We start from the raw sequence: 26,766 nt of genomic DNA, 5'->3' as shown, positions 1-26,766 counted from the left end.
GTTAGCGCCCCGTTATGCCGGGGAAGGCGATCAACACGGCGAGTGCCAGGATTTGCAACCCGATGAAGGGCAAGAGCGACTTGAAGATATCGCCCAAGCTGATGTCGGGCGGCGCCACGGACTTGAGGTAGAAAGCGGCTGGCCCAAAGGGCGGCGAGAGGAAGGACACCTGCATATTCATGCAGAAGACGACCCCGAACCACACCGGATCATAGCCGAGCGTTTTGATGATCGGCACAAAGATCGGCATGGTAAGCAGGGCGATCCCGACCCAGTCGAGGAACATGCCCAGCACAAAGAGGATCGCCATCATGAAGAGTAGGATGATCGTCGGATTGTCCGATATCCCGGTAATGAGAGCCGAGACGAACTGAATGCCGCCCATGAGGTTGAAGACGCCTACAAGGGCTGATGCGCCGATACCGATCCAGACGATCATGCCGACTGTCTGGAGGGTTTGAAGCGCGGCGCCTTTCAGAAGCGACAAGCTGAACTCCCCACGGACAATGGTGGATATGATCACCCCGAAAACCCCGACGGCGGATGCCTCGGTGACGCTGGCGATCCCGCCATAGATGGAGCCCAGTACCGCGACGACGACGAGGATCGGAAGGATGATCCCTTTGACAAGGCGAAGCTTCTCGGAAAGCGGCGTATCGTCCTCTTCGACCACCGGGGCGACGGCAGGGTTCATGTAGGCCCGGATCAGAACATAGGCAACGTAGAACCCGGCGAGCATCAGGCCTGGCAGGAACGCCGCAGTGAACAGATCGCCAATGGAGACGTTTGCCGTCAGGCCATAGATGATAAGTACGATCGACGGGGGCACCATCGTGCCGAGTGCACCGCCCGCACAGACAACCCCGATCGCAAGGTTGCGATCATATCCAAGCCGCAGCATCTGGGGCAGGGCGATCAGTCCAAGCAGGACGACTTCGCCGCCGATGATGCCGGACATAGCCGCGAGGATCACGGCGACAATGATCGTTTGGATCGCCACACCGCCGCGAAGACGCCCACCGACCAACCGCATGGCGTCGAAGAGATCTCTCGCGATGCCGGATCTGTCCAGGATCGCAGCCATCAGCACGAACATCGGGACAGAGACGAAGACGAAGCTTGAAACGAAGGAATAGACGCGGCTTGTGATCAGTGGGACGGCCATGGGCCCGAACCAGCCGAGCGCAAAAACCAGCGCGACCAGCAGGGTGACGAAGGCGAGCGGAATACCGGTAACCAGAAGCACCAGCAACATGACGAACATCAGAAGCGTGGCGCTCTCGACGCCCAAGCCCTGAAGCGAGCCAAAGAAATCCATTATTTCTGACCCTTTGCGTAATTGTATGCGAGGATGACGAATTGGATGGCCAGGGCCGCCATTACGAGAAGCAGAAAGACCTTCATGAGGCCGGGATACACCGGATCCCATGCGCTGCCCGATCGTTCGAGCCTGAACTCGCCTGCCGGGGTGAAGGCCGCACGCTCAACCATAAGCCATGCCGCCCATGCGAAGAACGTACTGGCGATGGCGCAAACGATAGAAATCGCAACATCCAAAACGCGGCGGAAGCGGTACGGCAGAGCATCATAGATCAGGACCACACGGATGTGCCGATCCCGTGCGGCGCAGTAAAGACCGCCATACACAAAGGCGATGCCCGAAAGGAAAATGGTCGTCTCATGCGCCCAGTTGGTGGGGGCATTGAAGACATAGCGCAGGATGACTTCCTGTATCAGGATGAGCATCGCCACGAGGATGCCGATGGCAAAGATGACGCCGCCGCGGTCGATGATGCGGCCGAACATCCCTGCTTCGGGAATGGCTGTCCCGTGCTCGCGTTCTATCGGAGCTATCTCGTCGTTCATGCTTCCCTCCAGCGCTTGTAAGAAGGCGGGACAGCTTGATGCCGCCCCGCCTCTGGACCGATGTGAATGCCGTGCTTACTTCTTAAGCAGGCCGGCTTCGTCGAGGTAGGTGGTCAACCGATCATAGACCATCTGTGCCTTGTCGGAACGCGCTGCGACCTTCGCCCACTCACCTGTGGCAATGGTGCGGAACTTGGCCCGTTCTTCAGCGGACCAGTCGTGCACGGTCACCTCACCGGATGCCTTGGCTTCTTCGACTGCGGCTTCATCTGCTTCGCGCAGAGCGGCAACCTGCATCTCTCCGAACTCCTCGACCGACGTTTCGAATGCGGTCTTGATGTCGTCGGGCAGGGCGTCCCACTTTGCCTTGTTCATCGAAATTTCGACTAGCGGCATGGAGTGGAAGCCGGGGTAGACAGGGTGAGGCGCCACGTCATGCATACCTTGGGCGTGGTTGGTGGAAAACACCGTGTAATCAGCAGCTTCGATCACCTTCTTGTCGAGCGAGGTGAAAACCTCTGAACCGGGAAGGTTCACCGGCGCTGCGCCTGCTGCGGCAAAAACCTGCTGCACGAGCCCTTCGGGCGCACGCATCTTGACGCCTTTGAGGTCATCCACACCATCAAGGGGAACGGAAGAGACGAACGCTTCGAGCCCCGGCGTCGTGGCACCGATGAAGTGCAGGCCGTAGGGCTCAAGCAATTCATTCATCAGTTCGTTGCCGCCGCCTTCACGCATGAAGGTGAACATCTCATGAGGAGCGGACCAGGCACCAACAGGGTTCGCGATCAGGCCAAACGCCGGATCCTTACCCGAGAAATAGGACGTGTCGGTGATGTGGCCGTCGAGGATGCCCGCGGCAATGGCGTCCTGCGTCTCGTTATGGGCAACGATGGATTCGACCGGGAGCAGTTCGATGGCGACGGCACCGTCTGTCTTGTCGCTGACGTTTTGCACCCATTTCTGCTGAAGTTGGAAGTTGGGGTTGCCGGCGGGGTCAGACGACTGAAACCGGAATGTATAGTCTTGGGCGCTCGCGGCGCCCGCCAATGCCACCGCGAGGATGGTGCTGGTAAAAAATCGGGTCATGAGGTCCTCCCTTTAAGTAGATCCGATTGCGGCGCGCTCTTTGCGCCGTTGATGAAGTCGATCGCCTTGGAAATCACCGCGTCGGGTGACTCCATCACGTCAAGGCGTACGACGAATGGTCCTTCGGGACGTTCCAGATCGGCAAACTGGCTGTCGATCAGGCTCGTTGGCATGAAGTGATCTTCGCGTTGGCTCATACGTTCGACCAGAAGATCGCGATCACCGTCCAGATGGATGATGATGATATCCCCCAGCGTCGCGGCAAGTCTGTCGCGGTAGGATTGCTTCAACGCGGAGCAAGCCATCACTGCCACATCCTCGGAGTTCGCGACCGCGCCTGCGACGGCGTCGAGCCAACCAGCACGAAGTTCATCGGTGAGCGGCTCTCCGCGGCTCATGCGGGAAATGTTCTCGGGGGGGTGATAGCTGTCCGCCTCGACAAACCTGGCGTTCAACTCGCGGGCAATTGCCTGAGCGACCGTTGATTTCCCAACTCCGCAAACGCCCATGACCAGGATATGCCGCATTTCGTCCTCCCCAAGACTACGGGACAGCGGGCCCCGTATGACAGCGCGATCATTCTTGACAGCGCTATCATTTGTCAAGAGACTGCGGTCGATCAATCTTTAAACAGGCTATAAATGGCTGGAAATAAACGGGTAACTCTGGCAGAAGTCGCGGCGCTTGCGGGTGTAAGCGCTATCACTGTGTCTCGTGCGATCCGCCAGCCAGGGATTGTTTCTGAAAAAGTGAAGAATCGAGTCGAGGCCGCCGTGCGGGAATTGGGGTACGTTCCGAACCCCGCGGCGAGGCTCCTTGCGACGGGGCGCTCCAACGTGATCGGGGTCGTCATTCCGTCGATCACGAACAACGTTTTTGCGGACGTGGTAAGCGGCATCTATGACGCGGTCGAGGGGACTGATTTCGAAGTCCAGCTTGGAAACACCCGGTATTCACCTTCCCAAGAAGAAGGTTTGCTTAGGATTTTTTCGAGCCAGAGGCCGGCAGGTCTGATCGTCGCTGGTATCGATCAGACAGCCGCCTCTCTGGATATGCTTGCCTCTATTGACTGCCCTGTGGTGCAGATCATGGAATTGAGCGCCGATCCGGTTGGTCACTGTGTTGGCCTATCCCACTATGAGGCGGCAAGGCACGCTTCGGCGCATCTTGTCGAGCAGGGATACCGCAGGGTCGGGTTCTTGGGGGCTCGGATGGACCCTAGGACACAGCGGCGATTTAGCGGGTTCCGCGAGGTGGCAGAGGCGGCGGGTGTCTTTGATGAAAGGCGCGTCTGCACCACGACGACACCCTCCAGCGTGACCCTTGGCAGCCAACTGCTCGCCGATCTTCTGGCGAAGGCCCCGGACGTGGACGCAATATTTTGCAACAACGATGACCTTGCGCTCGGAGCGCTTTTCGAAGCGCAGCGGCGGCGGCTTTCCGTTCCAGATCAGCTCGGGATTTGCGGGTTCAACGATCTGGAGATGGTGTCGGCGGCGGAGCCCGCCATCACCAGCGTGTTCATCCCGCGCTATCAGATGGGCCGCCAAGCTGTGGACCTGGTGACGCAGGGGATCGCGTCCGACGGGGAAAACCCCACCGAAATCCGGGATCTTGGTTTTGAGCTGCGTGCGCGGCGCAGTACGGCTCGCAAGCAGGATTAGGGTCCGAGAGCGAAACCGCTGCGACGGAATGGCGCCCGAAGCCGCCGCGGACTTGATTTCGAGAGGGGAGCCGTTCAAGAGGGGACACCAGCAAGAATACCAGGAGAGCCCATGGCCCGTGCGCCACAGCCAACCCGACCAAGTGGCGCTGATGCGGACCGCGCAGCCTCTCGCCGGATCGGAGCGCTGCGCGCGCTTTTTCCATTCATTCTTCCTTACCGGTGGCAAGCGCTCGCGGCGGTGTTTGCCCTTAGCCTGACGGCGATGGTCTCACTTGCCCTGCCCATGGCGGTGCGGCGGGTGATCGACAACTTCGGGACGGAAGATGGCCGGATACTTGATCTCTATTTTGGCGCAGCCCTCGCAATTGCCGGGTTGCTTGCCCTAGGAACGGCGCTGCGATATGCGCTTGTTACCCGGCTGGGGGAGCGGGTCGTCGCGGATCTGCGCAAGGCGGTGTTTGGGCGAATGGTCTTCATGAGCCCGCGTTTCTTTGAGCGGATCATGACGGGCGAAGTGCTCAGCCGTATTACAACGGACACCACCCTCATACTCAGCGTGATCGGCTCGTCCGTTTCGATTGCGCTGCGCAACCTTCTGCTTTTTGCGGGAGGATTGACGCTCATGATGCTGACGTCGCCAAAACTGACCGGTTTGGTTCTCTTGGTCGTGCCGGTGGTGCTCGTGCCCATCCTGACTTTGGGGCGAAAGTTGCGCGGGTTGAGCCGAACCAGCCAAGACTGGATCGCGGCGAGTTCTGGCAATGCATCCGAGACACTTAGCAGCGTACAGACGGTCCAAGCCTATAGCGCCGAAGGCGTCGCTCGCGGCGCGTTCGACTCGATGACCGAGAAATCTTTCGATGCGGCGCGCCGCCGTATCGTTACCCGCGCCGCGATGACAGCGATCGTTATCTTCCTCGTCTTCACGGGGATCGTCGGAGTGCTGTGGGTCGGCGCGCGGGACGTGCGCGCGGAGCTTATGTCGCCGGGCGAATTGGTGCAGTTCGTGATCTATGCCGTGATGGTCGCCGGGGCCGTTGGCGCTTTGGCCGAGATCTGGGGGGAGTTACAGCGGGCAGCGGGCGCAACGGAACGCCTTGTCGAGCTTCTGGGGGCCGAGGATTCGGTTCGCGATCCGGAAAACCCTGCTGCCCCCTCCGTTCCCGCCAGAGGCGCAGTGGCGTTCGAAGATGTTCAGTTTCGCTATCCCTCCAGGCCGGATACCGTGGCCCTCGACGGCATCGACCTGCGGATCGCGCCGGGGGAGACTGTCGCTCTCGTCGGGCCCTCGGGCGCAGGAAAAACGACCATTATCCAGATGCTGCTCCGGTTCTTTGATCCTGAAAGTGGGTCCATAACGCTGGACGGTGTCGATCTGCGCGACATGAAGCGCGAAGAGTTTCGCCGAAACATGGCGCTCGTACCACAGGAGCCAGTCATTTTCGCCGCCTCCGCGCGGGAGAATATTCGATTTGGCCGGCCAGAAGCGACAGATGCAGAGGTGGAGACTGCGGCCCGCGCCGCCGCCGCGCACCAGTTCATCTGCGCACTGCCCGAGGGGTACGATACCTTCGTCGGAGAAAGAGGCGTCATGCTATCGGGCGGGCAAAAGCAGAGGATCGCGATCGCGCGCGCCATTCTTCGCGACGCACCGGTACTTTTGCTGGATGAAGCGACGAGCGCGCTTGATGCAGAGAGCGAGCTTGCGGTTCAGACTGCTGTCGATCGCCTGTCGCAAGGGCGTACAACCATTGTCGTGGCGCACCGGCTTGCCACGGTGAAGAAGGCCGACCGGATCATCGTCATGGATGCGGGCCGGATCGTGGCCGAGGGCACCCATGACGATCTGGTGGGCGCGGGTGGGCTATACGCCCGTCTCGCGAGGCTTCAATTTACCGAAGGTCTGGCCGCGGAGTAGCTCCGCCCGAAGCCAGCCTCCCGACACGGTACAAGATCGCCGATTACAGGGCGCGCCAGCCGATGTCCCGGCGGCAGATGCCCTCGGGCCAGTCGATCCGGTCTACCAATTCATAGGCCCGATCGGCCGCTTCCCGCAGAGTGGCGCCCCGTGCCGTGACGTTCAGCACGCGCCCACCCGCAGCTTCCAGTTTGCCGTCGCGACGCCGCGTCCCGGCGTGAAAGACCATTTGCGAACTATTTTCGGGGAGATTCCCCATCCCTCGGATCTCGCTGCCTTTCTCATACGCGCCCGGATAGCCTGCGGCGGCCATCACCACGGTCATCGCATGATCGTCGGCCCAATTGACTGTCGTCTCGGCAAGCCGTCCCTCCGCGCAGGCATGTAGCAGATCGAGGGCTTGGGCGCCGAGCCTCATCATCAGAACCTGACACTCCGGGTCACCGAACCGAACGTTGTATTCGACAAGCCGTGGGGCGCCGTCCTCGATCATCAGCCCGACATAGAGAACCCCTTCGTAGGGCGTGCCGCGGCGGCGCATTTCGGCCACGGTCGGATGGACGATTTCGCTCAACGCACGTTCGATGACTTCTTCCGTCATGATCGGGGCGGGGGAATAGGCCCCCATGCCGCCCGTATTGGGCCCGGTGTCCCCTTCGCCGATGCGTTTGTGATCCTGCGCCGTGCCAACCGGCAGGACGTTTTCGCCGTCACAGAGCACAAAGAACGAAGCCTCTTCGCCGGTCATGAAGTCCTCGATGACGACTTCTGCGCCAGCGCCCCCGAAAGCGCCAGAGAACATGTCGTCGATCGCCGCGATGGCCTCGGCCTCGGTCTGTGCGACGATCACGCCTTTCCCGGCGGCCAACCCGTCGGCTTTCACAACGATGGGCGCTCCTTTTGACCGCACGTAGTCACGAGCAGCATCGGCTTCAGTGAAATGACCGTAGCCTGCGGTGGGCGCGTTTGCGGCGTCACAGATTTCCTTGGTGAAACTCTTGGAGGATTCGAGGCGCGCCGCCGCTTGCGAGGGGCCAAAGACGAGGAAGCCCGCTTCGCGCAGCCTGTCGGCCACTCCTGCAGCAAGAGGCGCCTCCGGCCCGATGATCACGAAGTCTATTGCGTTTTCTTCGGCAAAGACTGCGACGGCGCCCCCATCTTCGATGTTCACAGTGGCGCAATCAGCGATGTCGGCGATGCCCGCGTTGCCCGGCGCGACGATCAGTTTGTCACATTTCGGGTTCTGCATGATGGCCCAAGCAAGGCTATGCTCGCGCCCGCCACTACCGAGGATGAGGATATTCATAGGCGCGCTCCTGCTTGGCCTCCGTTGGCGGGCGTTCTAAAGTCGCACCGGCAAAGGAGCAAGCATGGACCTTATCGACGATCCCGTTCCGGGCGCAAATGAGCCTGAGTTCACAGTTTCCGAGATTTCGGGCGCGATCAAGCGCGCCATAGAGGGCGAATTCGGGCATGTGCGGATTCGCGGAGAGTTGGGGCGCGTGAGCCGCCCGCGATCGGGGCACGTCTATCTCGACCTAAAGGACGACCGTTCGGTGATGTCGGCGGTGATCTGGAAGGGGGTCGCAGCCCGGCTTCAGGTTCAGCCCGAAGAGGGGATGGAGGTGGTTGCCACGGGGCGGGTCACGACATTCCCGGGGCAGTCGAAGTATCAACTGGTGATCGAAGAGCTCAAGCCTGCGGGGCTCGGGGCGCTCATGGCGATGCTGGAGACGCGGCGCAAGGCCTTGGCTGCGGAAGGGCTCTTTGACGAGGCGCGCAAGCGCCCGCTTCCGTTCCTTCCGGAGGTGATCGGCGTAATCACATCCCCGTCGGGGGCGGTGATCCGGGATATCCTACACAGGCTGAGAGACCGCTGTCCTCGCAAGGTTTTGCTTTGGCCGGTCGCGGTGCAGGGGGAACGCTGTGCCCCGGAAGTGGCGCGTGCCATCGCGGGGTTCAACGCGCTGTCTCCCGGTGGTGCCATGCCGCGGCCTGATTTGTTGATCGTCGCGCGGGGCGGGGGAAGTATCGAGGATCTGTGGGGGTTCAACGAAGAGGCGGTTGTTCGTGCTGCGGCCGCTTCTGATATTCCGCTGATTTCTGCGGTGGGTCATGAGACGGATACCACGCTCATCGATTTTGCCTCCGACAGGCGAGCGCCGACGCCGACCGCGGCGGCGGAAATGGCGGTGCCAGTACGGCTGGAGTTACTGTCGTGGCTCGACGGCCAAGCTGGGCGTATACGCCAAGCGGTCGGGCAGGGGGTCCTGCTGCGGGGGCAGCGCCTTCGCGATGTTGCACGGGCGCTTCCTCGGGCCGAAACGCTCGTAGAGGGACCAAGCCAGCGGCTCGATGCGTGGGGCGAGCGACTGCCGCAGGCGCTTTTGCGGGGCGTCGAGCGGCGCAAACTGCATTTGTCGGATATGACAGGAGCGCTTCGGGGAGGAACGCTGCGCAGGCATCTTGCGGAGGACCGACGCCGCCTTCAGGAGCGTTCCGTTCAGCTTGTACCGGCCTTCTCTCGCGGCGTCACAAATCGGCGTTCCAGTTTGGAAAAGTTGGACGGAAGACTCAGTTTGCGAAGTATTTCGGTCGATTTGACGACTAAAAGAGAGAAATTGCAGCGTATCTCTGCGCAATTTGCCAAGGCCGCACGGTATCGACAGCAGGAATTGCGGGACAGGCTTTCGTCCCTCGACAGATTGCGAGAGACCCTTGGCTACCGTGAGACCCTCAAACGGGGATATGCCGTTGTGCGGGACGGGGGCAAAGTTGTCACGACCGCGAAGTCAGCGTCCAAGGCGCTGGAGCTTGAAATCGAGTTCTCCGACGACAAAGTGGTGGTCTCTCCCGCGTCCAAACCGCAGCCCCGCAAGAAACCTCCCGCGCCGCCCCCTCCTGAACAAGGGGATCTTTTCTAAGGCAGGGTCGTGCGGCTCAGACGCCTACTTCCGGTCCGAGGCAAATCATCTCCTCGTCGCTCTGAAAGGCATCGTACACCTCCCGCCGGCCATTTGAGTCCAAGGTGATTGCGCGCAATCCTGCGGTGTCCTCTTCGAATGTCCAGCAGTGGGGCGCATCTGGGTCGTCCTCATAGACGAAACAGATCTGGGTGCCCGCCTCGTACCAATGGCCCTCCTTGCATAGACCGTCCATGAGCGACCAGCGCACGCGCCGGTTCTCTAGATATTCCTCGATCCCGTGGGGTTGGCCATCGTGACGGTACTGAAAGGTATGCCCTTCGACACGTGCGGCGAATTCATCAGCCGACATCGCCCAGACAGGGGAGTTGAGAAAGAGAAGAAGGAGGATTGCCGCGATCATCCACAGAGTTTGCCAAAAGGAGACACGGGGTGCCAGCGGGACTTTCGCGGCCCTTCCATATCGTCGAGCTTCGCACTAGGTCAGATGGGAACGGGTACAGGAGGCATGTCGTGGCATTTCTAAGCAAGCTCAAGGATCGCCTCTTTCGATCCTCCTCGAAGCTCGAAGAAGGGCTGGACGCAATTGTCGAAGAGGGCGGTGAACAGGACCGCCCCACCGACGCTCTCGAGGAAACCGAAGCGCTGCGGCATGGTATGGCCGATACTGCGGCGCCAACGTCGCCGGGCGATACAGATCCCGCGCCCGAGGATCCAGAGCCACCGCACGAACCTCTCTCCGTGCCGGAGCCTGACCTGCCCGGTGCGCCGACGGGGCCGGATGAAGCGCCAGCGCCCGCCGATCCTGCACCCCCGCTGCCCGATCCCGAGCCGGACCTTCCACCAGCGAGCCCGCCGCAACCCGAAGAGACGCCTGATCTACCCCCGAACGAGATTCCGGTGGAGTCACCGCTAGAAGCGCCCGATGCGCCAAACGAAGTGCCCGGTCCAGCGCCGCTCGAAATCCCCGAAGGAGGGGGGGCCGTTTCAGGTCGGGGCTTCTTCAACCGGCTTCTTCGCCGGGATGCCGCGCCGGTGGTCCGGCGCACTCTCGATGATGACATGCTGGAGCAACTCGAGGAGTTGCTTATCGCCGCCGATATGGGGGTGGACACCGCTATGCGGGTTGCTGCGAACATGGCCGAGGGGCGGATGGGGCGCAAGCTCTCGGTCGAGGAAATCAAGGGACTGTTGGCCGATGAGGTCGCGCGGATCATGGAACCAGTCGCGCGGCCCATGCCGCTTTATTCCAAGACGCCGCAGGTTGTGCTTGTCGTCGGGGTGAACGGCTCCGGCAAGACTACGACAATCGGCAAGCTCGCGAGCCAGTTTCGTGCAGCCGGCAAGACCGTCGTCATCGCGGCAGGTGACACTTTTCGGGCCGCGGCAGTCGAGCAGTTGCAGATCTGGGGCGAGCGGGCAGGGGTCCCTGTCCTTACGGCCCCCGAGGGGAGTGATCCGGCGAGCCTTGCGTTCGACGCGATGGTGAAAGCAGAGCAGGACGGCGCGGACCTTCTGATGATCGATACGGCAGGCCGGCTTCAGAACCGCGCGGATCTGATGGAAGAGTTGGCAAAGATCGTGCGCGTCATTCGCAAGAAGGATCCCGAAGCCCCGCACAATACCTTGCTCGTTCTGGATGCGACGACTGGTCAGAATGCTCTGCTACAGGTCGAGATATTCAAAAAGCTCGCCGATGTCTCCGGCTTGGTGATGACCAAACTTGATGGAACGGCAAAGGGCGGTGTTCTGGTCGCGCTGGCGGATAAGTTCGGTTTGCCAATCCACGCGATCGGAGTGGGGGAGCAGATTGACGACCTCGCACCATTTGACCCGCGCGATTTCGCAGAGGCTCTTACAGGATCTGCGCGATCGTGACGATAGTGCGGTCTATTCGTCCTGGAAGAAGTTCTTCAGGCTCCGAAGCGCAAAGAGGACCAGAACAACGATCCCCGTGGCCATTGCCGCAAGGGGGATTTGACCTGATCCGCAGGCCAAGCCTACGGCGCCGGCAAGCCAGAGGGATGCGCCGGTCGTGATATTGTGCACTTTCCCCCCAGACGAGAAAATTATGCCCGCGGCAAGGAATGCCACGCCCGCGGTCACGGCTTCTATCAGCCGGAGCGGATCGATGCGCATTTCACCGGCCTTGCCAAAATCCAGCGCGCTGATCTGTAGTCCGATGATGATGAAAAGCGCAGCGGCCATGGAGACGAGCATATGGGTCCGAAGCCCCGCCGGCTTGCCGCGCGCTTCCCGCTCGAATCCGACAATGCCCCCGAGGATGAGAGCCGCGGCCAGACGGATCGCGGACACGAGGGGTGGCACCGCTGAGAAAGACCCGTTCAATTCATCGACGACCGTTTGCCACATCATACATCTCCCGCCCGTGTTCTGACGATACTACGGCTAGAGACCATAAGGGGTTCCCGCAATGAGTGAGTGGTTGATCAGCCTCGAAGGCACCGAGGCCGGGCATACGCTTGCGCTTGGCCTCGCTCTTGCGGCGGCCCTCCTGCACGCAATTTTTGGCGCGATGCAAAAGGGCCGGTTCGACCCATGGATCATGCGGGGGGCGATGGATTTCAGTTATGGGATGATGGCCGCGCCCTTCGCGCTTTTTGTCGTGCCATGGCCCGAGCCGCATATGTGGATGATCTTCGCAGGCGCGTTTCTGATCCATACTGCCTATAAGGTGTTGCAGGCGCAGGCTTATATGAAAGGCGCCTACACAGTCGTGTACCCGGTCGTGCGGGGCACAGGGCCGCTTTTTGCCGTGATCGGGGCCACGCTGTTTTTCGAAGAGCATTTCTCGGTGGTGCAATGGCTGGGCGTGGCGGTTCTGCTTTCGGGAATCTTCGGGCTGGCTGTCTATAATCTCATCTTCATGCAGACACAGCGCGAAAGCTTGGGCTCAGCGCTCATCTTGGCAGTGATCACGGGGCTCTTCGTGGCGCTCTATACGACCTACGATGCCTATGGAATTCGGGCGACGGCCAACCCGTTTACCTTTCTGGCGTGGTTTTTCATGTTTGACGGGCTGGTCATGCCGATCATCGCGTCGCGGCGTTGGTTGCGTATGGAGGATCGGCCGGCGCTGCGCCCTCTCATGACGCGCGGAGTGGCGGGTGGGCTGGTCGCCTTTGCCAGCTTTGGCTCGATCATGCTGGCAACACGGCTCGACAAGGTTGGAGAGGCCGCCGTACTGCGCGAAACCTCCACCGTCTTCGCGGCTTTGATTGGATGGCTCGTCCTCAAGGAAACTGTGGGACCGCGGCGAATTGCACTGATGGGATTGATCGCAGCAGGTGCCGTGATAGTAGAACTTGGTGGCTAACCGGAGTGAGCATGAACGACAAGCACATCAACCCGCTGCTGAAGACGGCGCTCGAAATGGGCCCCATCGTCATATTCTTTGCGGCCTATCTTCTGCTCAAGGATCGGGTGTTCAACATCGCGGGGCGTGATTACGACGGCTTCATCGTAGTGACGGCTGGCTTTATACCGCTCTTGGTGGCCTCCACATTGGTTTTGTGGAAGCTGACGGGAAAGCTTAGCAGGATGCAGATCGCCACCGTCGTGTTGGTGGTCGTGTTTGGCGGCCTCTCCGTCTGGCTCAACGATGAACGCTTCTTCAAGATGAAGCCCACGATGATCTATTTGCTTTTCGCAGGGATTCTGGGTTTCGGGCTGTTCCGCGGGCAGAGTTATCTGCGCACGGTGATGGACGATGTCATGCCGCTTGCGCATGAGGGATGGATGATCCTGACCCGGCGCATAGCTTTGTTTTTCTTTGGGTTGGCTGTGGCTAACGAAGTGGTATGGCGCACCATGTCCACAGAAGCGTGGGTTTACTTCAAGACGTTCGGGCTGACCGCCGCGCTGTTCGTATTTTTCATGGCGCAGGGAAGCCTGCTGAAGACCTACGGAGAGGCGGAGGACTGAGGCCTCGTTTAGAGGTGCGTGTCGAAGAATCCAGTGATGCGTTCGATAGCGCGCTCTCGCAGCGGGGGGCGCTCCATCAGCACTTCATGCTCGCCGCCGGGGACGATTTCGAGCGCCCCATCTGGCCAGATCTGCATACGCTCATGGATGCGGTCCGTGTCCACGATCCGCTCGTTGCCGCCCAAAAGCGTCAGGCAAGGAACATCCGGCGAGGGTAGGCGCGCCAAAGCCCGGGTTTCCAGCATTCCTTCGTAGAGCCAGTTGAGACTCGGACCGCCAAGAGCGAGCTCCGGATGCATCTCGGTCTGGTTCTTCATCCATGCATATTGTTCAGCATCGGTGGTCAGTTGATTGTCTTCGAAAGGCGCAGCTTCGGGATAGGGCGTTCCAGTCGTGCCCGGCGCGAAGACATGGCTACGATTCACAAAGCGGCTCAGGAACGACAAGGTCCATGCAAAAGGACGCAGATATCCGGCCATCCCGATGCCCCACATGGGGGCGGAGAAGGCTACAGCGCTGACAGGGTATCCCGCGACAAGCGAGCGCAAGCCAATACAGCCACCCATCGAATGCCCTATAAGAAAGTACGGTTCAGGCAATCCGGCGTCCTGCGCCGCTTTTAGCAGCGCGTCGGCGTCAATCTGGTAATCGGAGAACCGCATCACATGGCCGGTCCGCTTTTCGTCAAGCGCCCTGTCGGAGAGCCCCTGACCGCGCCAGTCGCAGGTCGCCATGGCAAATCCGCGACCTGCTAGATCACGTGCAAGCGGTCCATATTTCTCGATATATTCAGTGCGCCCCGTGAACAGCAAAACCGTACCATGGGCGTGATCGACGGGGAAAAGCGCAACTCGAATGCGCACGCCGTCCGCGCCTTGGGCCCAAGCACAGGACACAATGTCCGGCCCTTGGGTAATATCGGTGAAGTAGGGAGCCCCGTCCAAAATCAGCTCAGCGCGCTGCCGAGCCGCATCGCGGTGCCCATGTCGCCGTCAACAGCGAGTTTCCCCGACATGAAGGCCGTCGTGGGATTCATGTCACCGTCGAGGATCGCGCGAAATGTTTCTGCATCTGCGGTCAGGGTCACTTCGGTCTCATCGTCGCCGGCCCGTACACCCGCACCGTCAATGATGATCGCGCCTTCGTCCTTGATGACGAATTTGGCGGAGCCGTCAAACTGCTCGCCGTCCATTTTCGCCTTGAGCGCGGTCACTGCCGCATCGATTACATCGCTCATGGATCCCTTCCCTTCACATTTGTGAGGCCCCTCTCGCTTTTCCGGTTCGGGGCGTTACACTCAGTGCTACCATGACCAAAGTGACCCGCAAGCTCAAACCCCTGTTCATCGCATTTGCGGTTTGTGCCGCAACGTCTCATGCGGGGTTTGCCCAACAGGCTGGGAACTTGCAGGATCGGGCGGATGTTGAGAGCGGCGAAGTCTTGGACGCGCTCTTTGACGATCTCGCCAATGCGGAACCGCAAGAGGCCCCAATAATAGAGCGCCGCATTATGCGGATTTGGTCGCTGAGTGGTTCGGCGGCGGTCGATCTGCTCGTCGAGAGGGGGCGCGACGCGCTGGAAGAAGGGGATCTTGCCGCCGCGGTGGAGCATCTGACCGCTGCGATCGATCACGCCCCCAAATATCCGCTTAGTTACAGCCTGCGGGCGCAGGCCTATTACGCCTCGGGACTCATGGGGCCTGCATTGCAGGATCTTGGAACGGCTCTTGCGCGTGAGCCACGCGATTTTGTAGCGATCATGCTTTTGGGGGGAATTCAGCTTGAGTTGAACCGGCTTCCCGAAGCTCACGAGACGTTTGATCGCCTCGGCACTATACATCCCCACTTCAAGGATCTAACCACCATCCGTGAACGGATCGGGCGCGTCCCCGGTGAGTTCGAACTCTGAAGGCCCGCGATACAGGATCGTTCCCAATGACCGAACGTTCGAGGATCACTGCGGTCCTTGGTCCGACCAATACTGGCAAGACCCACTACGCCATCGAGCGGATGCTGGGCTATCGGACCGGTGTGATCGGGCTGCCTCTGCGACTTCTGGCCCGGGAGGTCTATGACCGAATCAAGGCCGTTCGCGGCCCGTCGGTCGTGGCGCTCGTGACAGGTGAAGAGCGGATCGTTCCGGAGCGAACTCAATATTGGGTCTGCACCGTGGAGGCGATGCCCGAAGCGATGGGGGCCGATTTCCTCGCGGTTGATGAAATTCAGCTTTGTGCAGATCCCGAACGCGGCCACGTTTTTACGGACAGGCTTCTGCGGGCGCGCGGAACGCAGGAAACGCTGTTTCTGGGTTCGGATACGATGCGGGGCGCCATCGCGGCGCTTGTTCCCGGAGTGCAGTTCATGCGGCGTGAGCGCCTCAGCGAACTGTCCTACTCAGGTAGCCGCAAGATAAGCAGGATGCCCGCCCGTTCTGCCATCGTCGGATTTTCGGTCGACAATGTCTATGCGATCGCAGAGTTGCTGCGCCGCCAGAAGGGTGGGGCGGCGGTCGTCATGGGGGCGCTCAGTCCGCGAACGAGAAACGCTCAGGTCGAACTTTACCAGAATGGTGAGGTGGATCATCTAGTGGCGACGGATGCCATCGGGATGGGGCTGAACCTCGATATCGATCATGTGGCTTTCTCAGCGACGAGCAAGTTCGATGGGCGGCGCATGCGCCCTCTTGCGCCCAATGAGTTGGCGCAGATCGCTGGCCGGGCAGGTCGGGGCATGAGCCACGGCAGTTTCGGCGTTACCGGTGAGGCGCGACCGCTTGACGAGGGCGTCGCGCAAGCGATCATGGATCATCGGTTCACCCCGATCCGCAAGCTGAATTGGCGCAATGCCGCCTTGGACTTCCGCTCGCCTGATGCGCTGATCAATTCGCTGGAGATCGCGCCAGAGGACGAATGGCTGATGCGGGCGCGGGGTGCGGACGATCTCGGGGCGCTCAAATCGCTGTCGGATGTGGGCGAAGTGCGTGCACGTGCCTCAGACGGCAACTCAGTGAAACTCCTGTGGGATGTGTGCCGCGTTCCAGATTTTCGCGGTATAAGTCACGCAGAACACGCAAGCCTTCTGGAGCAGATTTTTCGCTTTCTCCATGAGCATGGGCGGGTGCCGGATGATTGGCTCGCGCGGCAAGTAAAGCGAATAGATCGAACCGATGGGGACATTGATGCGTTGTCGAAACGCCTCGCCTATGTCCGGACGTGGACCTATGTGGCCCAACGCCGGGATTGGGTGCAGGATGAAAGTCATTGGCGCGAGGCGACTCGCGCGGTAGAAGATCGCTTGTCGGATGCATTGCACATGTGTCTGACTCAAAGATTTGTGGACCGGCGCACTTCGGTACTTTTGCGCCGGCTCAAGCAGAAGGAGGCCATGGTGGCCCAGGTGAACGATAAGGGTGAAGTGACGGTCGAAGACCAGTTTGTTGGTCGGTTGAACGGCTTCCGCTTCAGTATGGATCAGAACGCGAGCGGGCAGGAGGCGAAGACCTTGATGCAAGCCAGCTTGCAGGCTCTGGCTCCGGAATTCCATCTCCGCGCGGATCGCTTCTATAATGCGCCGGATACGGAGATCGATTTCACCGAGCAAGGTGGCCTCATGTGGGGCGACAGCGCCGTGGGAAAACTCGTCTCCGGTGATGATCCCATGAAGCCGCGTGTCGTGGCCTTCGTCGATGAAGAAGCCGGAGACGAAGTGGCCCAAAAGGTGCAGCGCCGTCTGCAACACTTCATCGACCGCAAGATCGCTGCGAATTTCGAACCACTCCTCGGTATGCAGCGCGACGAGACCCTTACCGGCCTCGCCCGTGGCTTTGCCTTCCGCCTCGTCGAAGGTTTCGGCATTGTGCCCCGCCAGGATGTTGCGCAGGAGGTGAAGGCTCTGGATCAGGATGCGCGCAGCCTATTGCGCAAACATGGCGTGCGTTTTGGCCAGTTCACTATCTTCCTGCCACTGCTTCTGAAACCCGCGCCCACGCGCCTGCGTCTTGTGCTCTGGTCGCTTGCCGCTGGCCATCAGGAATTCCCCGAGGCACCGCCCGCAGGCCTCGTGACCGTTATGACTGGCCAGGGAAATCCCGATGGGTATCATACCATGGCGGGATATCGAGCCGCTGGGGAGCGCGCCATACGCATCGATATGTTGGAACGTCTCGCGGACATGCTGCGCGGGGAAGACAGCCGTGGGGGCTTTGAAGCGAAGCCTGACATGCTGTCCATTACGGGCATGACGCTTGAGCAATTTGCCGATTTGATGAACGGCCTTGGATATCGGGCAGAGCGTTCTGAACGCCGGAAAGTGCGCGCCGTGGACGCAACGATCCCCGGTGCGGAAGCGGCGGAGACACCAGAATCCGATGCGCCCATCATGGACATAAGCGACGCAGCCCCTGCAGGCGCTATAACCGAACAACCCGAAGCAGTGGAGCCCGGCGACATCGCGCCCCCGGTGGACGCAATGCCGGACGTCGGGGAGGCGCCAATCGCGGCCGAGCCTGCGGAGACTGCCGAAGTCGAGGCGGAAATTCCCGAAATTCCGGAGCATGAAATCCCAGTGGGAACGGCGCCGGATGCTGAGGTTGCAGGTCCTGAGACAGAAGTTTTCTATACCTTCACTTGGGCTGGAAACCGTGGTCGCCGCCAAGCCGATGCCAAGGGTGACGGACAGCGCAGGAACCGCCCCGCAAAGGCGAAGGGTGGCGCGCCGAAAGGCAAGAAGGGTAGCAAGCCCGCTGACCAGGGCGCGCGCCGCTATGAGGGTGGGCCACCGAAAAAGGCGGACCGCATCGACCCGGACAATCCCTTTGCTGCGGCGTTGATGGGCTTGAAGACCAAAGGCTGATTGCTTGGAGCCGCGACCGCTAGTTCGACTCGACAAATGGCTCTGGTGGGCGCGGTTTTTCAAGAGCCGCGCTCTCGCCGCCAAGGTGATTTCCGGGGGGCATGTTCGTGTAGACGGACAGCATGCGCTAAAGCCATCGCGGACCATTGGTGCGGGAGATACGCTGACGTTTCTACAGGGCGAGCGGATTCGCATCGTGCGGATTGAGGCAATCGGGAACCGGCGGGGGCCTGCGACTGAAGCCCGTCTGCTCTATACGGATCTCACGCCGCCCGAGGTGAAGGACGAAGCTCCAAGAAATCCGCGTTATGAGGGAAAAGGACGTCCTACAAAGCGGGACCGACGCAATCTTGATCTCAAACGATCCGACCTGCTTGAATGATCAGGCGGGCTCATCTAACTGAAAGTCCACAAGGATGAGAGGCCCCCATGACTTATGTCGTGACTGACAACTGCATAGCCTGCAAATACACTGATTGCGTCGAGGTTTGTCCTGTGGATTGCTTCTACGAGGGCGAAAACATGCTGGTCATTCACCCGGATGAGTGCATTGATTGCGGCGTGTGTGAACCGGAATGTCCCGCCGATGCCATTCGTCCTGACACTGAGCCTGCGATGGAGGGCTGGGTCGAGTTCAATCGGAAATACTCCGAGCACTGGCCCGTGATCGTCACCAAGAAAGATCCGCTCCCAGAAGCTGAGGCGCGCGACGGTGAAACGGATAAGAAAGACAAGTATTTCTCCGAAGCGCCGGGCGAAGGTGGCTGAGTGATTCGACGCGAGGGGTACTTGCCTCTCCGTATGGGACACGAAGATCAGCCTCTAAGTGTATTGTCGCCAAAGTGAAAAATAACGCCTCTGGTTGCTGCGCTTCCGCTGTGGCCCATTTTATGTTATGCTTTGTAAACATGAAACGTAATGAGAGAATGTCGTCCGTGGCCGCACACTCCGGTCGCTAGCCTCATCGATCAAAAGCCCCTTCATACAGTCGCCTAAGAAGGTAGCGCTGTAGAAGGGTTTTGTCGTCTTGGGGATGCTCTTGCAAGGAAGGCTTGTATGACCAAAAAGAAACCTGACTTTCGTCCGAACGATTATGTCGTCTACCCCGCGCATGGGGTTGGGCAGATCGTGTCTATCGAGCAGCAGGAGATCGCGGGCATTTCGCTCGAGCTTTTCGTGATCTCCTTCGAAAAAGACAAGATGACGCTTCGCGTGCCAACGCACAAGGCTGAGGAAATCGGGATGCGTTCCCTGAGTTCGCCCGATGTGATCACCAAGGCGATGACAACCCTCAAGGGCAAGGCCAAGGTCAAGCGTGCGATGTGGTCCCGGCGCGCACAGGAATATGAGCAAAAGATCAATTCCGGCGATCTGATCGCCATCGCTGAGGTGGTTCGCGACTTGCATCGCAGTGATGACCAGCGCGAGCAAAGCTATTCTGAACGGCAGCTCTATGAAGCAGCGCTCGAACGGTTGACCCGTGAGATTGCCGCTGTCTCTGGCGATGATGAGATTTCTGCATCGAAGAAGGTCGACGAGGTGCTGACCGCGCGCGCGGCGTAATCTCTCCTCCTGCAGTACGGTTCAAAGCCGCGGTCCCACACGGGATCGCGGTTTTTTGTTGTCAGTCGCGGACGAGGTAGGGCGCAAGATCGGTGGGTGGATCAATCACTGACACGATCTTGAGCTGAGCGATCGTGCGGTTCAGGGCGTTCTGAAGGTGTGTGCCGAGCATATTGGCAGCAGCGGCGCGCGTGCCCGCTCTCAGGAGATCAATTACGAGGCAAAGTTCAAGCAACGATTGCCTGTCCGGGGGGAGGCCAAGGGAAAACAGTACTCTCTGCGACGCATTCAGCGCGCTACGGTTTGCGCGAACATATTGCGCAAGGTCATCATTGGGCGTGGAGAGTATCGCCAGATCAAAGAACTGCTCTTCAAGTTCGAACCAAGTTTCCGGCGGGACAGGCGCGGTGGAGGGAACGCTGCGGATCTTATCAGCCAGATCACCAAGTTCGGTTGATCCGGCTTCAGCGGCCTGAAGCGCTGCGATCTCCAGCACCATGCGAAGTTCAAACTTGTTCTTGATCTTGTGCGCAGTCAGCGGCTCGACGACCCAACGAGAATTGCTGGATTTTTGTACCAAGCCTCTTTCCTGCAGGCGGGACAGGACATCGCGGACAACTGTTCGGCTGACGTCGAACTCTTTCGCGACAAGCGCCTCGACCACTCGGTACCGCCCGAAGACCAAACAGCGCGAGAGTTCCGCCGCCACACTGTCCTGAATCCTCAGCCAGTTGGGCTGGCCCACGGTTTCATCAAAGCCGTCGAGGTCAAGCTCCAGACGCCGCAGGTCAAGCCTGATGGGGGTGCCATCGCCGCCGGCCACGAGAAAGCCGCGCCCCTCAAATCTTTGGATGAGGTTTTCGTCAGCGAGAACCGCAAGAGCGCGCTTCACCGTGGCGCGCGAGGTGGATAGTCGTTCGGCCAGCGCGCTTTCCTGCAGAACGACCCCGGGGATCAGTTGGCCGGACATGATATTGTTGCGGATAAGCCGTGCCGCAGCTTCAAACATTGTCGGCGCTTGGTCTGCCGTGTCTGCATAGGACGTCGATTGCGTCATGGGGCGTGGTTCTACCTTCGATCCGACTGCGGCTTTTGCTGATCCTAACCAACGTCAGGTCGGTTCGGCAATATACGATCAGTATACAAAAATCGTTTGTCCCATTGGAGCGTTGCCCCTGTTCACCCTCAATATGCCGCAGAAATTGCCTCTACTGCGCTAGAACGCCCCAGCAACGCCCGGTTTATAGGCATTTTGTGACCATTGTATTCGAAGATCATTTTTTTCTTGATCGGAGTCAGAAAACGATGTTCGTATGCGACAAGCAAAAATTTTGGGGGATCAAGTGCTCACACTCAGTGGAATCACGCGACGGTACGGGGACGCGACGGCGTTGGACGGCCTGAGCTTTACGGTCCCGGACGATGCCTATGTGTCACTTCTCGGGGCTTCGGGGTCGGGCAAGACGACGCTGCTGCGGTTGATCGCAGGATTCGAAGAGCCGGACGCGGGGCAGATTATTCTCGACGGTGTACGTCTCGATGGACAGCCGCCGCACCGCAGGGATATCGGGTTTGTCTTTCAAAACTTCGCGCTCTTTCCGCATCTCACGGTCGAAGAAAACGTCGCGTTCGGGCTGAAGTACCGCGAGTCGAATGCGGTTGCGAGTGCCGCCGAAGTTGCCGAGCGTACGCAGGCGGCGCTTGAACTCGTCGGGCTCGAAGGGTTTGGACATCGCGGTGTCGGCGAGATTTCCGGCGGCCAACGTCAACGGGTTGCTCTGGCGCGTACACTCGTCACCGAGCCGCGAATTGTGCTTCTAGATGAACCGCTTGGTGCGCTTGACGCCAACTTGCGTGACCGGATGTGCGACGAACTCCGGGCGATCCGTGAGCGTCTCAAGGTCAGCTTCCTGCATGTGACGGGCTCTGAGACGGAAGCGCTCACAATGGGTGACACCGTCGCAGTTCTGGCGGGCGGGCGGATCGTCCAGTCCTCTGGTTCGCGGGCATTGTTCGAAGCCCCGCTGAACGCCTCCGCGGCCAAGCACCTCAATGCATGGAATATCCTTTCAGGCACGGTGGAGAAGGACAAGCTTCGGACGAATGCAGGAATCCTCCCTGTTCCAGGCAGCCTGTCCGATGGGCAAAGCGCACAGATCGCGCTTCGTTTCGACCGTATCGATGTCTCTGACGCTGCTCAGGTACCCGAAGGACGGCATCACTTCGAGGCGCGCTTCCTTACCGGTGAATTCAATGGCCCGACTGCACTGTCCTTCTTCCGGACGGCTGACGGTGCTCTTGTGCAGGTTGTCGACCATCTCAGCAGCCCGCGACTTCCCCGGCTCGAAGAGGGGCGCACCTACGCACTGCATTACAGGCCCGAAGAGGTGCTCCTCTTTGAGGGAGCCGAAGGATGACCGCGATGACAACTGACCTTCCCCTTACCTCCGAAAAAAGCCCGGCGACCGTGCGCGAAGCGACCGATCGCCGTCGTGCACTCATGTTGCTCAGCCCGGGGGTCATCTGGATGACCCTCTTCATGTTGTTGCCGCTCGGCATGGTGGTCTATGTGTCCTTCTGGACGCAGACGACATTCGCGGTGAATTCCACTCTTACCACCGCAAGCTGGGAGCGGTTTCTCAGCTCCCCGACATATCTTGGTGCAATCGGTACAACCCTCAGGATCTGGGCCATCGTACTCGCGGCAACCCTTCTTGTCGGCTATCCCGTCGCGCTGTTCATCGGGCTCTTTGTCAAAAACCGCACGGTCCAAACCGCGCTTCTGGTTGCCTGTGTCATTCCGTTCTGGACCTCGTTCCTGATCCGCGTGATCGCGTGGCGGCCCATGCTCGGGACCGAAGGGGCGATCAACGTCATTCTCCAGAAGCTCGGAATCATCAGTGAGCCACTGACATTCCTGCTCTTCTCTGAGTTCTCTGTCCTCGTCGGAATGACCCAGATCTATTGCGTTTTCATGGTGGGGCCGATCACCTTCATGATTGCCCGCATCGACGAGTCGGTGATCGAAGCCGCGCGTGACTTGGGTGCCTCCTTCGGGACGATCTTCCGCCGCATCGTTCTTCCGCTTTCCATGCCGGGCGTGATCGTCGGCGCAATCTTCGTGTCCGTCATGGTACTGGGTGAATTTGCGACCGCTGCGTCGCTGTCTGGCCGCAAGGTCAACCTGCTCGGAAACATTATCGTGAGTCAGGTCGGCTCTCTCAAATGGGCCTTTGCCGCTGTTGCGGGCGTGGTCCTCACAATCATCATCACAGCGGTTATCACGCTCGCCCTGCGCGTCGTCGACCTGCGCAAGGAGATGTGAGCAATGGATGTTCGTATGCTCAGACCCGCTCTCGCCCTCTATACCGGTGCCTTCCTCGCTTTCCTCTATGGCCCGATGATCGTTCTCGCGATCCTCAGCTTTCAGGGGCCCAACGGCGGGCCACAATTCCCGATACAGGAATGGTCGACATACTGGTATCGCCACCTGCTCGGGTTGACGGAAACCTCCCGTGTCTCGCAGCTTCCGGTCGGTGACAGCCTTCTGCGGTCGCTTGCACTCGCCTTCATGACCACGGTGGTCTCCGTCGTGCTCGGAACCATGAGCGCGGAGGCTTTCCGAACGCGGTTTCGCGGCTCAGGGCCGGTATTCTACCTTGTGATCCTTGGGATGATGGTCCCCGGCGTTCTGGTGGGGCTTGGGATGGCGCTTCTGTCGAACGTGCTCGGTATCGAGCGGGCATGGTGGGGGACGGCCTTTGTCCTGCACGTCGTCTATACTTACCCCTTTGCCTTTCTGGTAATGCTCGCGATCTTCAACCGCTTCGACCGCTCGGTTGAAGAAGCTTCCCTCTCCCTCGGCGTCAGCCCCGCCCAGACCTTTCGGCGGGTGACGTTCCCGATCATCTTCCCCGGCGTGCTCTCCGCTGCCCTCTTCAGCTTTACCCTGAGCTATGATGAGTTTTCGCGCACGCTCTTTACTGCGGGACGGGATCTGACGTTGCCCCTGTCGATCTACGGAACCTTCTCGGTGGAGATTTATCCCAACCTCTTTGCCTTCGGTGTTCTTACCACGCTCTTCAGCTTCACGCTGCTGGTGATCTATGGCCTGCTGATGAAACGGTTCACGGGCACCCGTGCGGGTCGGTTCTCGGGGCAGGAGGCCGTGGCATGATTGCTCTTGTGACCGGCGCGGGCTCCGGGATCGGGGCCGCCATCGCCATGCGTCTTGCCAAAGAAGGCCACGCCATTGCCGTGAATGACCTGCACCTTGAAGCCGCCGAGGAAGTAGCCGAGGCGATCCGCAATACGGGCGGCGCGGCGCAGGCATTTGCCGCTGATGTGAGCGATGCTGAGGCCGTGAGCGAGATGTACGACAGCATCACGCAGGATTTCGGCACGCCCGGCATTCTGGTGAACAACGCGGGCTTCGGTCATCAGGCACCGTTCATGGACATCACACCGGAGCAATTCGATCGGATTTTCGCGGTGCACGTGCGCGGGACGTTTCTTGTCACACGAGCTTGCTTGCCCGCCATGCTGGACGCAGTGGAGGGGATCGTCGTCAACATCGCCTCTCAACTCGGTCAGGTTGGCGGCGTCGAACTGGTGCATTACTCCGGCGCAAAGGCGGCCATTATCGGAATGACGAAATCGCTCGCCCGTGAGGTGTCTGCAAAAGGCGTACGTGTAAACGCCGTGGCGCCGGGCCCGATCAATACCCCGCTCGTCGAGGCGCTATCCGAAGATTGGAAAACGGCCAAGCGCGCCGAATTGCCGTTGGGCCGCTTCGGCGAACCCTCTGAGGTTGGCGGTGTCGTTGCCTTCCTGTGTTCGGATGATGCCGCGCTTTTCGTGGGCCAGACCCTCGGCCCCAATTCCGGGGATGTCATGCTGTGAGGACTGCAATGGACAAACGTATCGTCATCATCACCGGTGCGGGTATCGGCATTGGCCGCGCCGCCGCACTACGCTTCGGGGCCGCTGGGGACCACGTCATCGTGACGGACGTCCTCAAGGCCGAAGGCACCGCCGTCGTGGAAGAGATCGTCGAGGCTGGCGGTTCCGCGGAATTTGCTTTGCTCGACGTGCGCAGCACAGAGGCCGCGGATACGCTCATCGCGGATGTGGTTGAGCGGTTCGGGCGGGTGGACGTCATCGTTGCGAATGCGGGCATTGCCCACCGTGTGCCGATGGCGGAGATGACCGATGAGAAGTGGGACGAGACTTTCGACATCGATCTGAAGGGTATGCTGCGCGTCATCCGGCCCGCCCTGCCATCGATGCCCGCCGGCGCCTCGATCATCTGCCTCAGCTCCATCATGGGCGTCTCTTACGGCTGGGATGAGCATGTGCACTACTCCGCCGCAAAGGCGGGTGTCGTGGGTCTCGTGCGCGGATTGGCTGTGGAATTCGCCCCCAAGGGATTGCGGATCAACGGCGTCGCGCCCGGCTACATCCGCACGGCACAGCTTCTTAGCGAACAGAACAGCCTGGGCCCCAAGGCGGCGGAGATCGCCTCGCCCTACATTCCCATGGGGCGGCTCGGCGAGCCCGAAGAGATCGCCGCCGTCATCGCCTTTCTCGCTTCTTCCGACGCCTCCTACCTCACAGGGCAGGTGGTGACGGTCGACGGTGGCCTGCTGCCGGGCCGCTACTGACAAGACCGCCAACAACCAACAGGGACTATGACAATGACAAAACTCAACAGACGCAATTTCCTTCAGGGAAGCGCCGCCATCGGCGCGGCGGCACTCGGTTCCGGAATGCACCCATGGACCCGCTGGGCGCATGCCGAAGGCCTCGCGGATCAGGCGCTTCGCACCACTGGCCTCTCCGTGACGGTTCAGGACCGCATTCTCGAGATGTTTCAGGCGGCAAGCGGCGTCGGTTCGGTGTCCGGCACACCCGCGACCTATCCCGACGCGCAGACCAAGATCCTCTCGGGCTCTTCCGATTACGACGTTTGGGAAATCATTGCAGAGCGTCTGCCCGCGCTGATTGCCACAGGCAACGTAGAGCCTATCGCGGTTGCGGATCTGCCCAACTGGGCGGGTATCCGGGAGACTTTCACGAAAGAAGATCCCAAGTGGGAACGCCGCTCGCAGATCGTCGGACAGATTTGGGCGGACGAGGCCCAGACCGAACTGCTCATGGTTCCTGCGGTCTACAACTACGATTCCATCGGCTACAATCCCGAGGTTCTCTCGGAAGAAGAAGCCAACACATGGACCGCGATCTTTGACGAGAAGTGGAAAGGCCGTTCGGGTCTCAACGTCGATCCGCTGATCGCGATCGGTCAGGCCGTCCTGGCGATGAATTCGCTAGGCCTTCTGGATGCGAAGAACCCCGGCAACCCGACGATGGAAGAGATCGACGAAGCGGCCAAATTCCTCATCGCGAAGAAGAAAGACGGTCAGTTCCGTGCCCTGTGGGGTGATTTCGGCGAACTCGTGAATCTCATGGCCTCCGGCGAGATGGTTGTGTGCGATGCATGGCAACCTGCGGTCATGGCGGTGAAGGCTCAAGGCAAGCCTGCGAAATACGCGACGCCGAAAGAAGGCTACCGCGGCTGGGCGATCGGGCCGTCAATGCTCAAGGGAACACCCAATCGCGAAGCGGCCATTGCCTATGCCAACTTCTGGCTTTCCGGCGAGCCGGGCATCGCGGTGACGGAGCAGGGGTACTATTCCCCCTCCAAGAACATCAAGGAAGCGATGGATCCGAAGAAATACGCCTTCTGGTACGAAGGCATGCCTTGGGACGGCGAGGCCGAGCGCGGTATCGAGCCGGGCGATCTCCGCGATGGCGGCTCGCTCGAAGAGCGGTCTTCCAATGTCGCGTACTGGCACCAGTGGCCGGATGAATACGACCACCTCATCATGCGTTGGGACGAGTTCCTGAACGCATGATCCCCAACCCGGGCCGCGCGCAAATCGCGGC

Annotated in this window: 27 protein-coding genes; 17 read left to right on the top strand and 10 right to left on the bottom strand. The window is 60.2% G+C overall.

Annotated features, from left to right (window positions below; translation table 11 throughout):
• Position 1: 1 nt before the first annotated feature.
• The 4 genes from BM234_RS09365 to BM234_RS09350 all read right to left on the bottom strand — a co-directional run bounded on the left by BM234_RS09365 (position 2) and on the right by BM234_RS09350 (position 3,482).
• Positions 2 to 1,318 (bottom strand): TRAP transporter large permease, encoded by a 1,317-nt coding sequence (locus BM234_RS09365; protein WP_092063732.1) that lies wholly within the window; start codon positions 1,316 to 1,318, stop codon positions 2 to 4.
• Positions 1,318 to 1,866, bottom strand: coding sequence for a TRAP transporter small permease subunit (locus BM234_RS09360; RefSeq protein WP_092063729.1), 549 nt, complete (start codon positions 1,864 to 1,866; stop codon positions 1,318 to 1,320). Before BM234_RS09360 ends, BM234_RS09365 begins: the two co-directional genes overlap by 1 nt.
• A 75-nt stretch (positions 1,867 to 1,941) precedes the next feature.
• Positions 1,942 to 2,955 carry a TRAP transporter substrate-binding protein gene (locus tag BM234_RS09355; protein WP_092063726.1) on the bottom strand — a complete coding sequence of 338 codons (1,014 nt, stop codon included), beginning with the start codon at positions 2,953 to 2,955 and terminating at the stop codon, positions 1,942 to 1,944.
• On the bottom strand, positions 2,952 to 3,482 hold the full coding sequence (locus BM234_RS09350) for a gluconokinase (protein ID WP_092063723.1): 531 nt from the start codon (positions 3,480 to 3,482) through the stop codon (positions 2,952 to 2,954). Before BM234_RS09350 ends, BM234_RS09355 begins: the two co-directional genes overlap by 4 nt.
• 114 nt (positions 3,483 to 3,596) lie before the next feature.
• Here BM234_RS09350 and gntR point away from each other — a divergent pair, with 114 nt between their 5' ends.
• Both gntR and BM234_RS09340 read left to right on the top strand, forming a co-directional pair.
• Positions 3,597 to 4,619, top strand: a complete 1,023-nt coding sequence (gntR, locus tag BM234_RS09345) for an HTH-type transcriptional regulator GntR (protein WP_092063720.1) — start codon at positions 3,597 to 3,599, stop codon at positions 4,617 to 4,619.
• A 111-nt stretch (positions 4,620 to 4,730) separates the two neighbouring features.
• The gene (locus tag BM234_RS09340) at positions 4,731 to 6,539 is read left to right on the top strand and encodes an ABC transporter transmembrane domain-containing protein (protein ID WP_092063717.1); all 1,809 of its coding nucleotides are present in this window, start codon (positions 4,731 to 4,733) and stop codon (positions 6,537 to 6,539) included.
• 43 nt (positions 6,540 to 6,582) lie between these two features.
• Here the strand turns inward: BM234_RS09340 and purD are convergent, their stop codons facing one another.
• Positions 6,583 to 7,845, bottom strand: a complete 1,263-nt coding sequence (gene purD / locus BM234_RS09335) for a phosphoribosylamine--glycine ligase (protein WP_092063714.1) — start codon at positions 7,843 to 7,845, stop codon at positions 6,583 to 6,585.
• Positions 7,846 to 7,909: 64 nt separating this feature from the next.
• On the opposite strand from purD, the gene xseA reads away from it, so the two are divergent.
• Complete coding sequence (gene xseA / locus BM234_RS09330; RefSeq protein WP_092063711.1) at positions 7,910 to 9,463, top strand: exodeoxyribonuclease VII large subunit; 1,554 nt, start codon at positions 7,910 to 7,912, stop codon at positions 9,461 to 9,463.
• A gap of 16 nt (positions 9,464 to 9,479) precedes the next feature.
• Here the strand turns inward: xseA and BM234_RS09325 are convergent, their stop codons facing one another.
• Positions 9,480 to 9,866: a hypothetical protein gene (locus BM234_RS09325; protein ID WP_092063708.1), complete on the bottom strand. Its 387-nt coding sequence runs from the start codon at positions 9,864 to 9,866 to the stop codon at positions 9,480 to 9,482.
• Positions 9,867 to 9,976: 110 nt separating this feature from the next.
• Between BM234_RS09325 and ftsY the strand changes: the two genes are divergently transcribed.
• Positions 9,977 to 11,341, top strand: a complete 1,365-nt coding sequence (ftsY, locus tag BM234_RS09320) for a signal recognition particle-docking protein FtsY (RefSeq protein WP_092063706.1) — start codon at positions 9,977 to 9,979, stop codon at positions 11,339 to 11,341.
• A 12-nt stretch (positions 11,342 to 11,353) separates the two neighbouring features.
• Here ftsY and BM234_RS09315 read toward each other — a convergent pair whose 3' ends face one another.
• Positions 11,354 to 11,836 (bottom strand): MgtC/SapB family protein, encoded by a 483-nt coding sequence (locus BM234_RS09315; RefSeq protein WP_092063703.1) that lies wholly within the window; start codon positions 11,834 to 11,836, stop codon positions 11,354 to 11,356.
• 61 nt (positions 11,837 to 11,897) lie between these two features.
• Here BM234_RS09315 and BM234_RS09310 point away from each other — a divergent pair, with 61 nt between their 5' ends.
• The gene (locus BM234_RS09310) at positions 11,898 to 12,800 is read left to right on the top strand and encodes an EamA family transporter (protein WP_092063700.1); all 903 of its coding nucleotides are present in this window, start codon (positions 11,898 to 11,900) and stop codon (positions 12,798 to 12,800) included.
• 11 nt (positions 12,801 to 12,811) lie between these two features.
• The gene (locus tag BM234_RS09305) at positions 12,812 to 13,408 is read left to right on the top strand and encodes an inner membrane-spanning protein YciB (RefSeq protein ID WP_092063697.1); all 597 of its coding nucleotides are present in this window, start codon (positions 12,812 to 12,814) and stop codon (positions 13,406 to 13,408) included.
• Between the two features lie 8 nt (positions 13,409 to 13,416).
• Here BM234_RS09305 and BM234_RS09300 read toward each other — a convergent pair whose 3' ends face one another.
• Both BM234_RS09300 and BM234_RS09295 read right to left on the bottom strand, forming a co-directional pair.
• Positions 13,417 to 14,271 (bottom strand): alpha/beta fold hydrolase, encoded by an 855-nt coding sequence (locus BM234_RS09300; RefSeq protein ID WP_245752565.1) that lies wholly within the window; start codon positions 14,269 to 14,271, stop codon positions 13,417 to 13,419.
• A gap of 83 nt (positions 14,272 to 14,354) precedes the next feature.
• Positions 14,355 to 14,645 (bottom strand): SCP2 sterol-binding domain-containing protein, encoded by a 291-nt coding sequence (locus BM234_RS09295; RefSeq protein WP_092063691.1) that lies wholly within the window; start codon positions 14,643 to 14,645, stop codon positions 14,355 to 14,357.
• Positions 14,646 to 14,716: 71 nt separating this feature from the next.
• Here BM234_RS09295 and BM234_RS09290 point away from each other — a divergent pair, with 71 nt between their 5' ends.
• The 5 genes from BM234_RS09290 (at position 14,717) to BM234_RS09270 (ending at position 19,821) form a co-directional block, all read left to right on the top strand.
• A complete protein-coding gene (locus BM234_RS09290) occupies positions 14,717 to 15,316 on the top strand; it encodes a tetratricopeptide repeat protein (RefSeq protein WP_092063688.1) in 600 nt (199 codons plus the stop codon).
• Positions 15,317 to 15,342: 26 nt separating this feature from the next.
• On the top strand, positions 15,343 to 18,258 hold the full coding sequence (locus BM234_RS09285) for a helicase-related protein (protein WP_092063685.1): 2,916 nt from the start codon (positions 15,343 to 15,345) through the stop codon (positions 18,256 to 18,258).
• Positions 18,259 to 18,262: 4 nt separating this feature from the next.
• Positions 18,263 to 18,640: an RNA-binding S4 domain-containing protein gene (locus BM234_RS09280; protein WP_092063682.1), complete on the top strand. Its 378-nt coding sequence runs from the start codon at positions 18,263 to 18,265 to the stop codon at positions 18,638 to 18,640.
• Positions 18,641 to 18,687: 47 nt separating this feature from the next.
• Positions 18,688 to 19,026, top strand: a complete 339-nt coding sequence (fdxA, locus tag BM234_RS09275; protein WP_092063679.1) for a ferredoxin FdxA — start codon at positions 18,688 to 18,690, stop codon at positions 19,024 to 19,026.
• A 288-nt stretch (positions 19,027 to 19,314) separates the two neighbouring features.
• On the top strand, positions 19,315 to 19,821 hold the full coding sequence (locus tag BM234_RS09270) for a CarD family transcriptional regulator (RefSeq protein ID WP_092063676.1): 507 nt from the start codon (positions 19,315 to 19,317) through the stop codon (positions 19,819 to 19,821).
• Positions 19,822 to 19,882: 61 nt separating this feature from the next.
• Here BM234_RS09270 and BM234_RS09265 read toward each other — a convergent pair whose 3' ends face one another.
• Positions 19,883 to 20,878, bottom strand: coding sequence for a GntR family transcriptional regulator (locus BM234_RS09265; protein ID WP_092063673.1), 996 nt, complete (start codon positions 20,876 to 20,878; stop codon positions 19,883 to 19,885).
• Between the two features lie 256 nt (positions 20,879 to 21,134).
• Between BM234_RS09265 and BM234_RS09260 the strand changes: the two genes are divergently transcribed.
• The 6 genes from BM234_RS09260 to BM234_RS09235 are packed head-to-tail and all read left to right on the top strand — an operon-like array spanning position 21,135 to position 26,735.
• Entirely contained in the window at positions 21,135 to 22,238 is a 1,104-nt protein-coding gene (locus BM234_RS09260; protein ID WP_092063670.1) for an ABC transporter ATP-binding protein, read from the top strand.
• Positions 22,235 to 23,146 (top strand): ABC transporter permease, encoded by a 912-nt coding sequence (locus BM234_RS09255; RefSeq protein WP_175501237.1) that lies wholly within the window; start codon positions 22,235 to 22,237, stop codon positions 23,144 to 23,146. Before BM234_RS09260 ends, BM234_RS09255 begins: the two co-directional genes overlap by 4 nt.
• Positions 23,147 to 23,161: 15 nt before the next feature.
• Positions 23,162 to 23,998: an ABC transporter permease gene (locus BM234_RS09250; RefSeq protein WP_245752563.1), complete on the top strand. Its 837-nt coding sequence runs from the start codon at positions 23,162 to 23,164 to the stop codon at positions 23,996 to 23,998.
• Complete coding sequence (locus tag BM234_RS09245; RefSeq protein WP_092063664.1) at positions 23,995 to 24,723, top strand: SDR family NAD(P)-dependent oxidoreductase; 729 nt, start codon at positions 23,995 to 23,997, stop codon at positions 24,721 to 24,723. The genes BM234_RS09250 and BM234_RS09245 overlap by 4 nt, the downstream gene beginning before the upstream one ends.
• Positions 24,724 to 24,731: 8 nt before the next feature.
• Positions 24,732 to 25,484 (top strand): SDR family NAD(P)-dependent oxidoreductase, encoded by a 753-nt coding sequence (locus BM234_RS09240; protein WP_092063661.1) that lies wholly within the window; start codon positions 24,732 to 24,734, stop codon positions 25,482 to 25,484.
• Positions 25,485 to 25,517: 33 nt separating this feature from the next.
• The gene (locus BM234_RS09235; RefSeq protein ID WP_245752562.1) at positions 25,518 to 26,735 is read left to right on the top strand and encodes an ABC transporter substrate-binding protein; all 1,218 of its coding nucleotides are present in this window, start codon (positions 25,518 to 25,520) and stop codon (positions 26,733 to 26,735) included.
• Positions 26,736 to 26,766: the final 31 nt, after the last annotated feature.

The sequence above is a fragment of the Poseidonocella pacifica genome (genome assembly GCF_900111875.1).
Lineage (GTDB): Bacteria > Pseudomonadota > Alphaproteobacteria > Rhodobacterales > Rhodobacteraceae > Poseidonocella > Poseidonocella pacifica.
The sequence above is the reverse complement of the archived record's forward strand: the minus strand, read 5'-3'. Positions and strand labels throughout refer to the sequence as shown.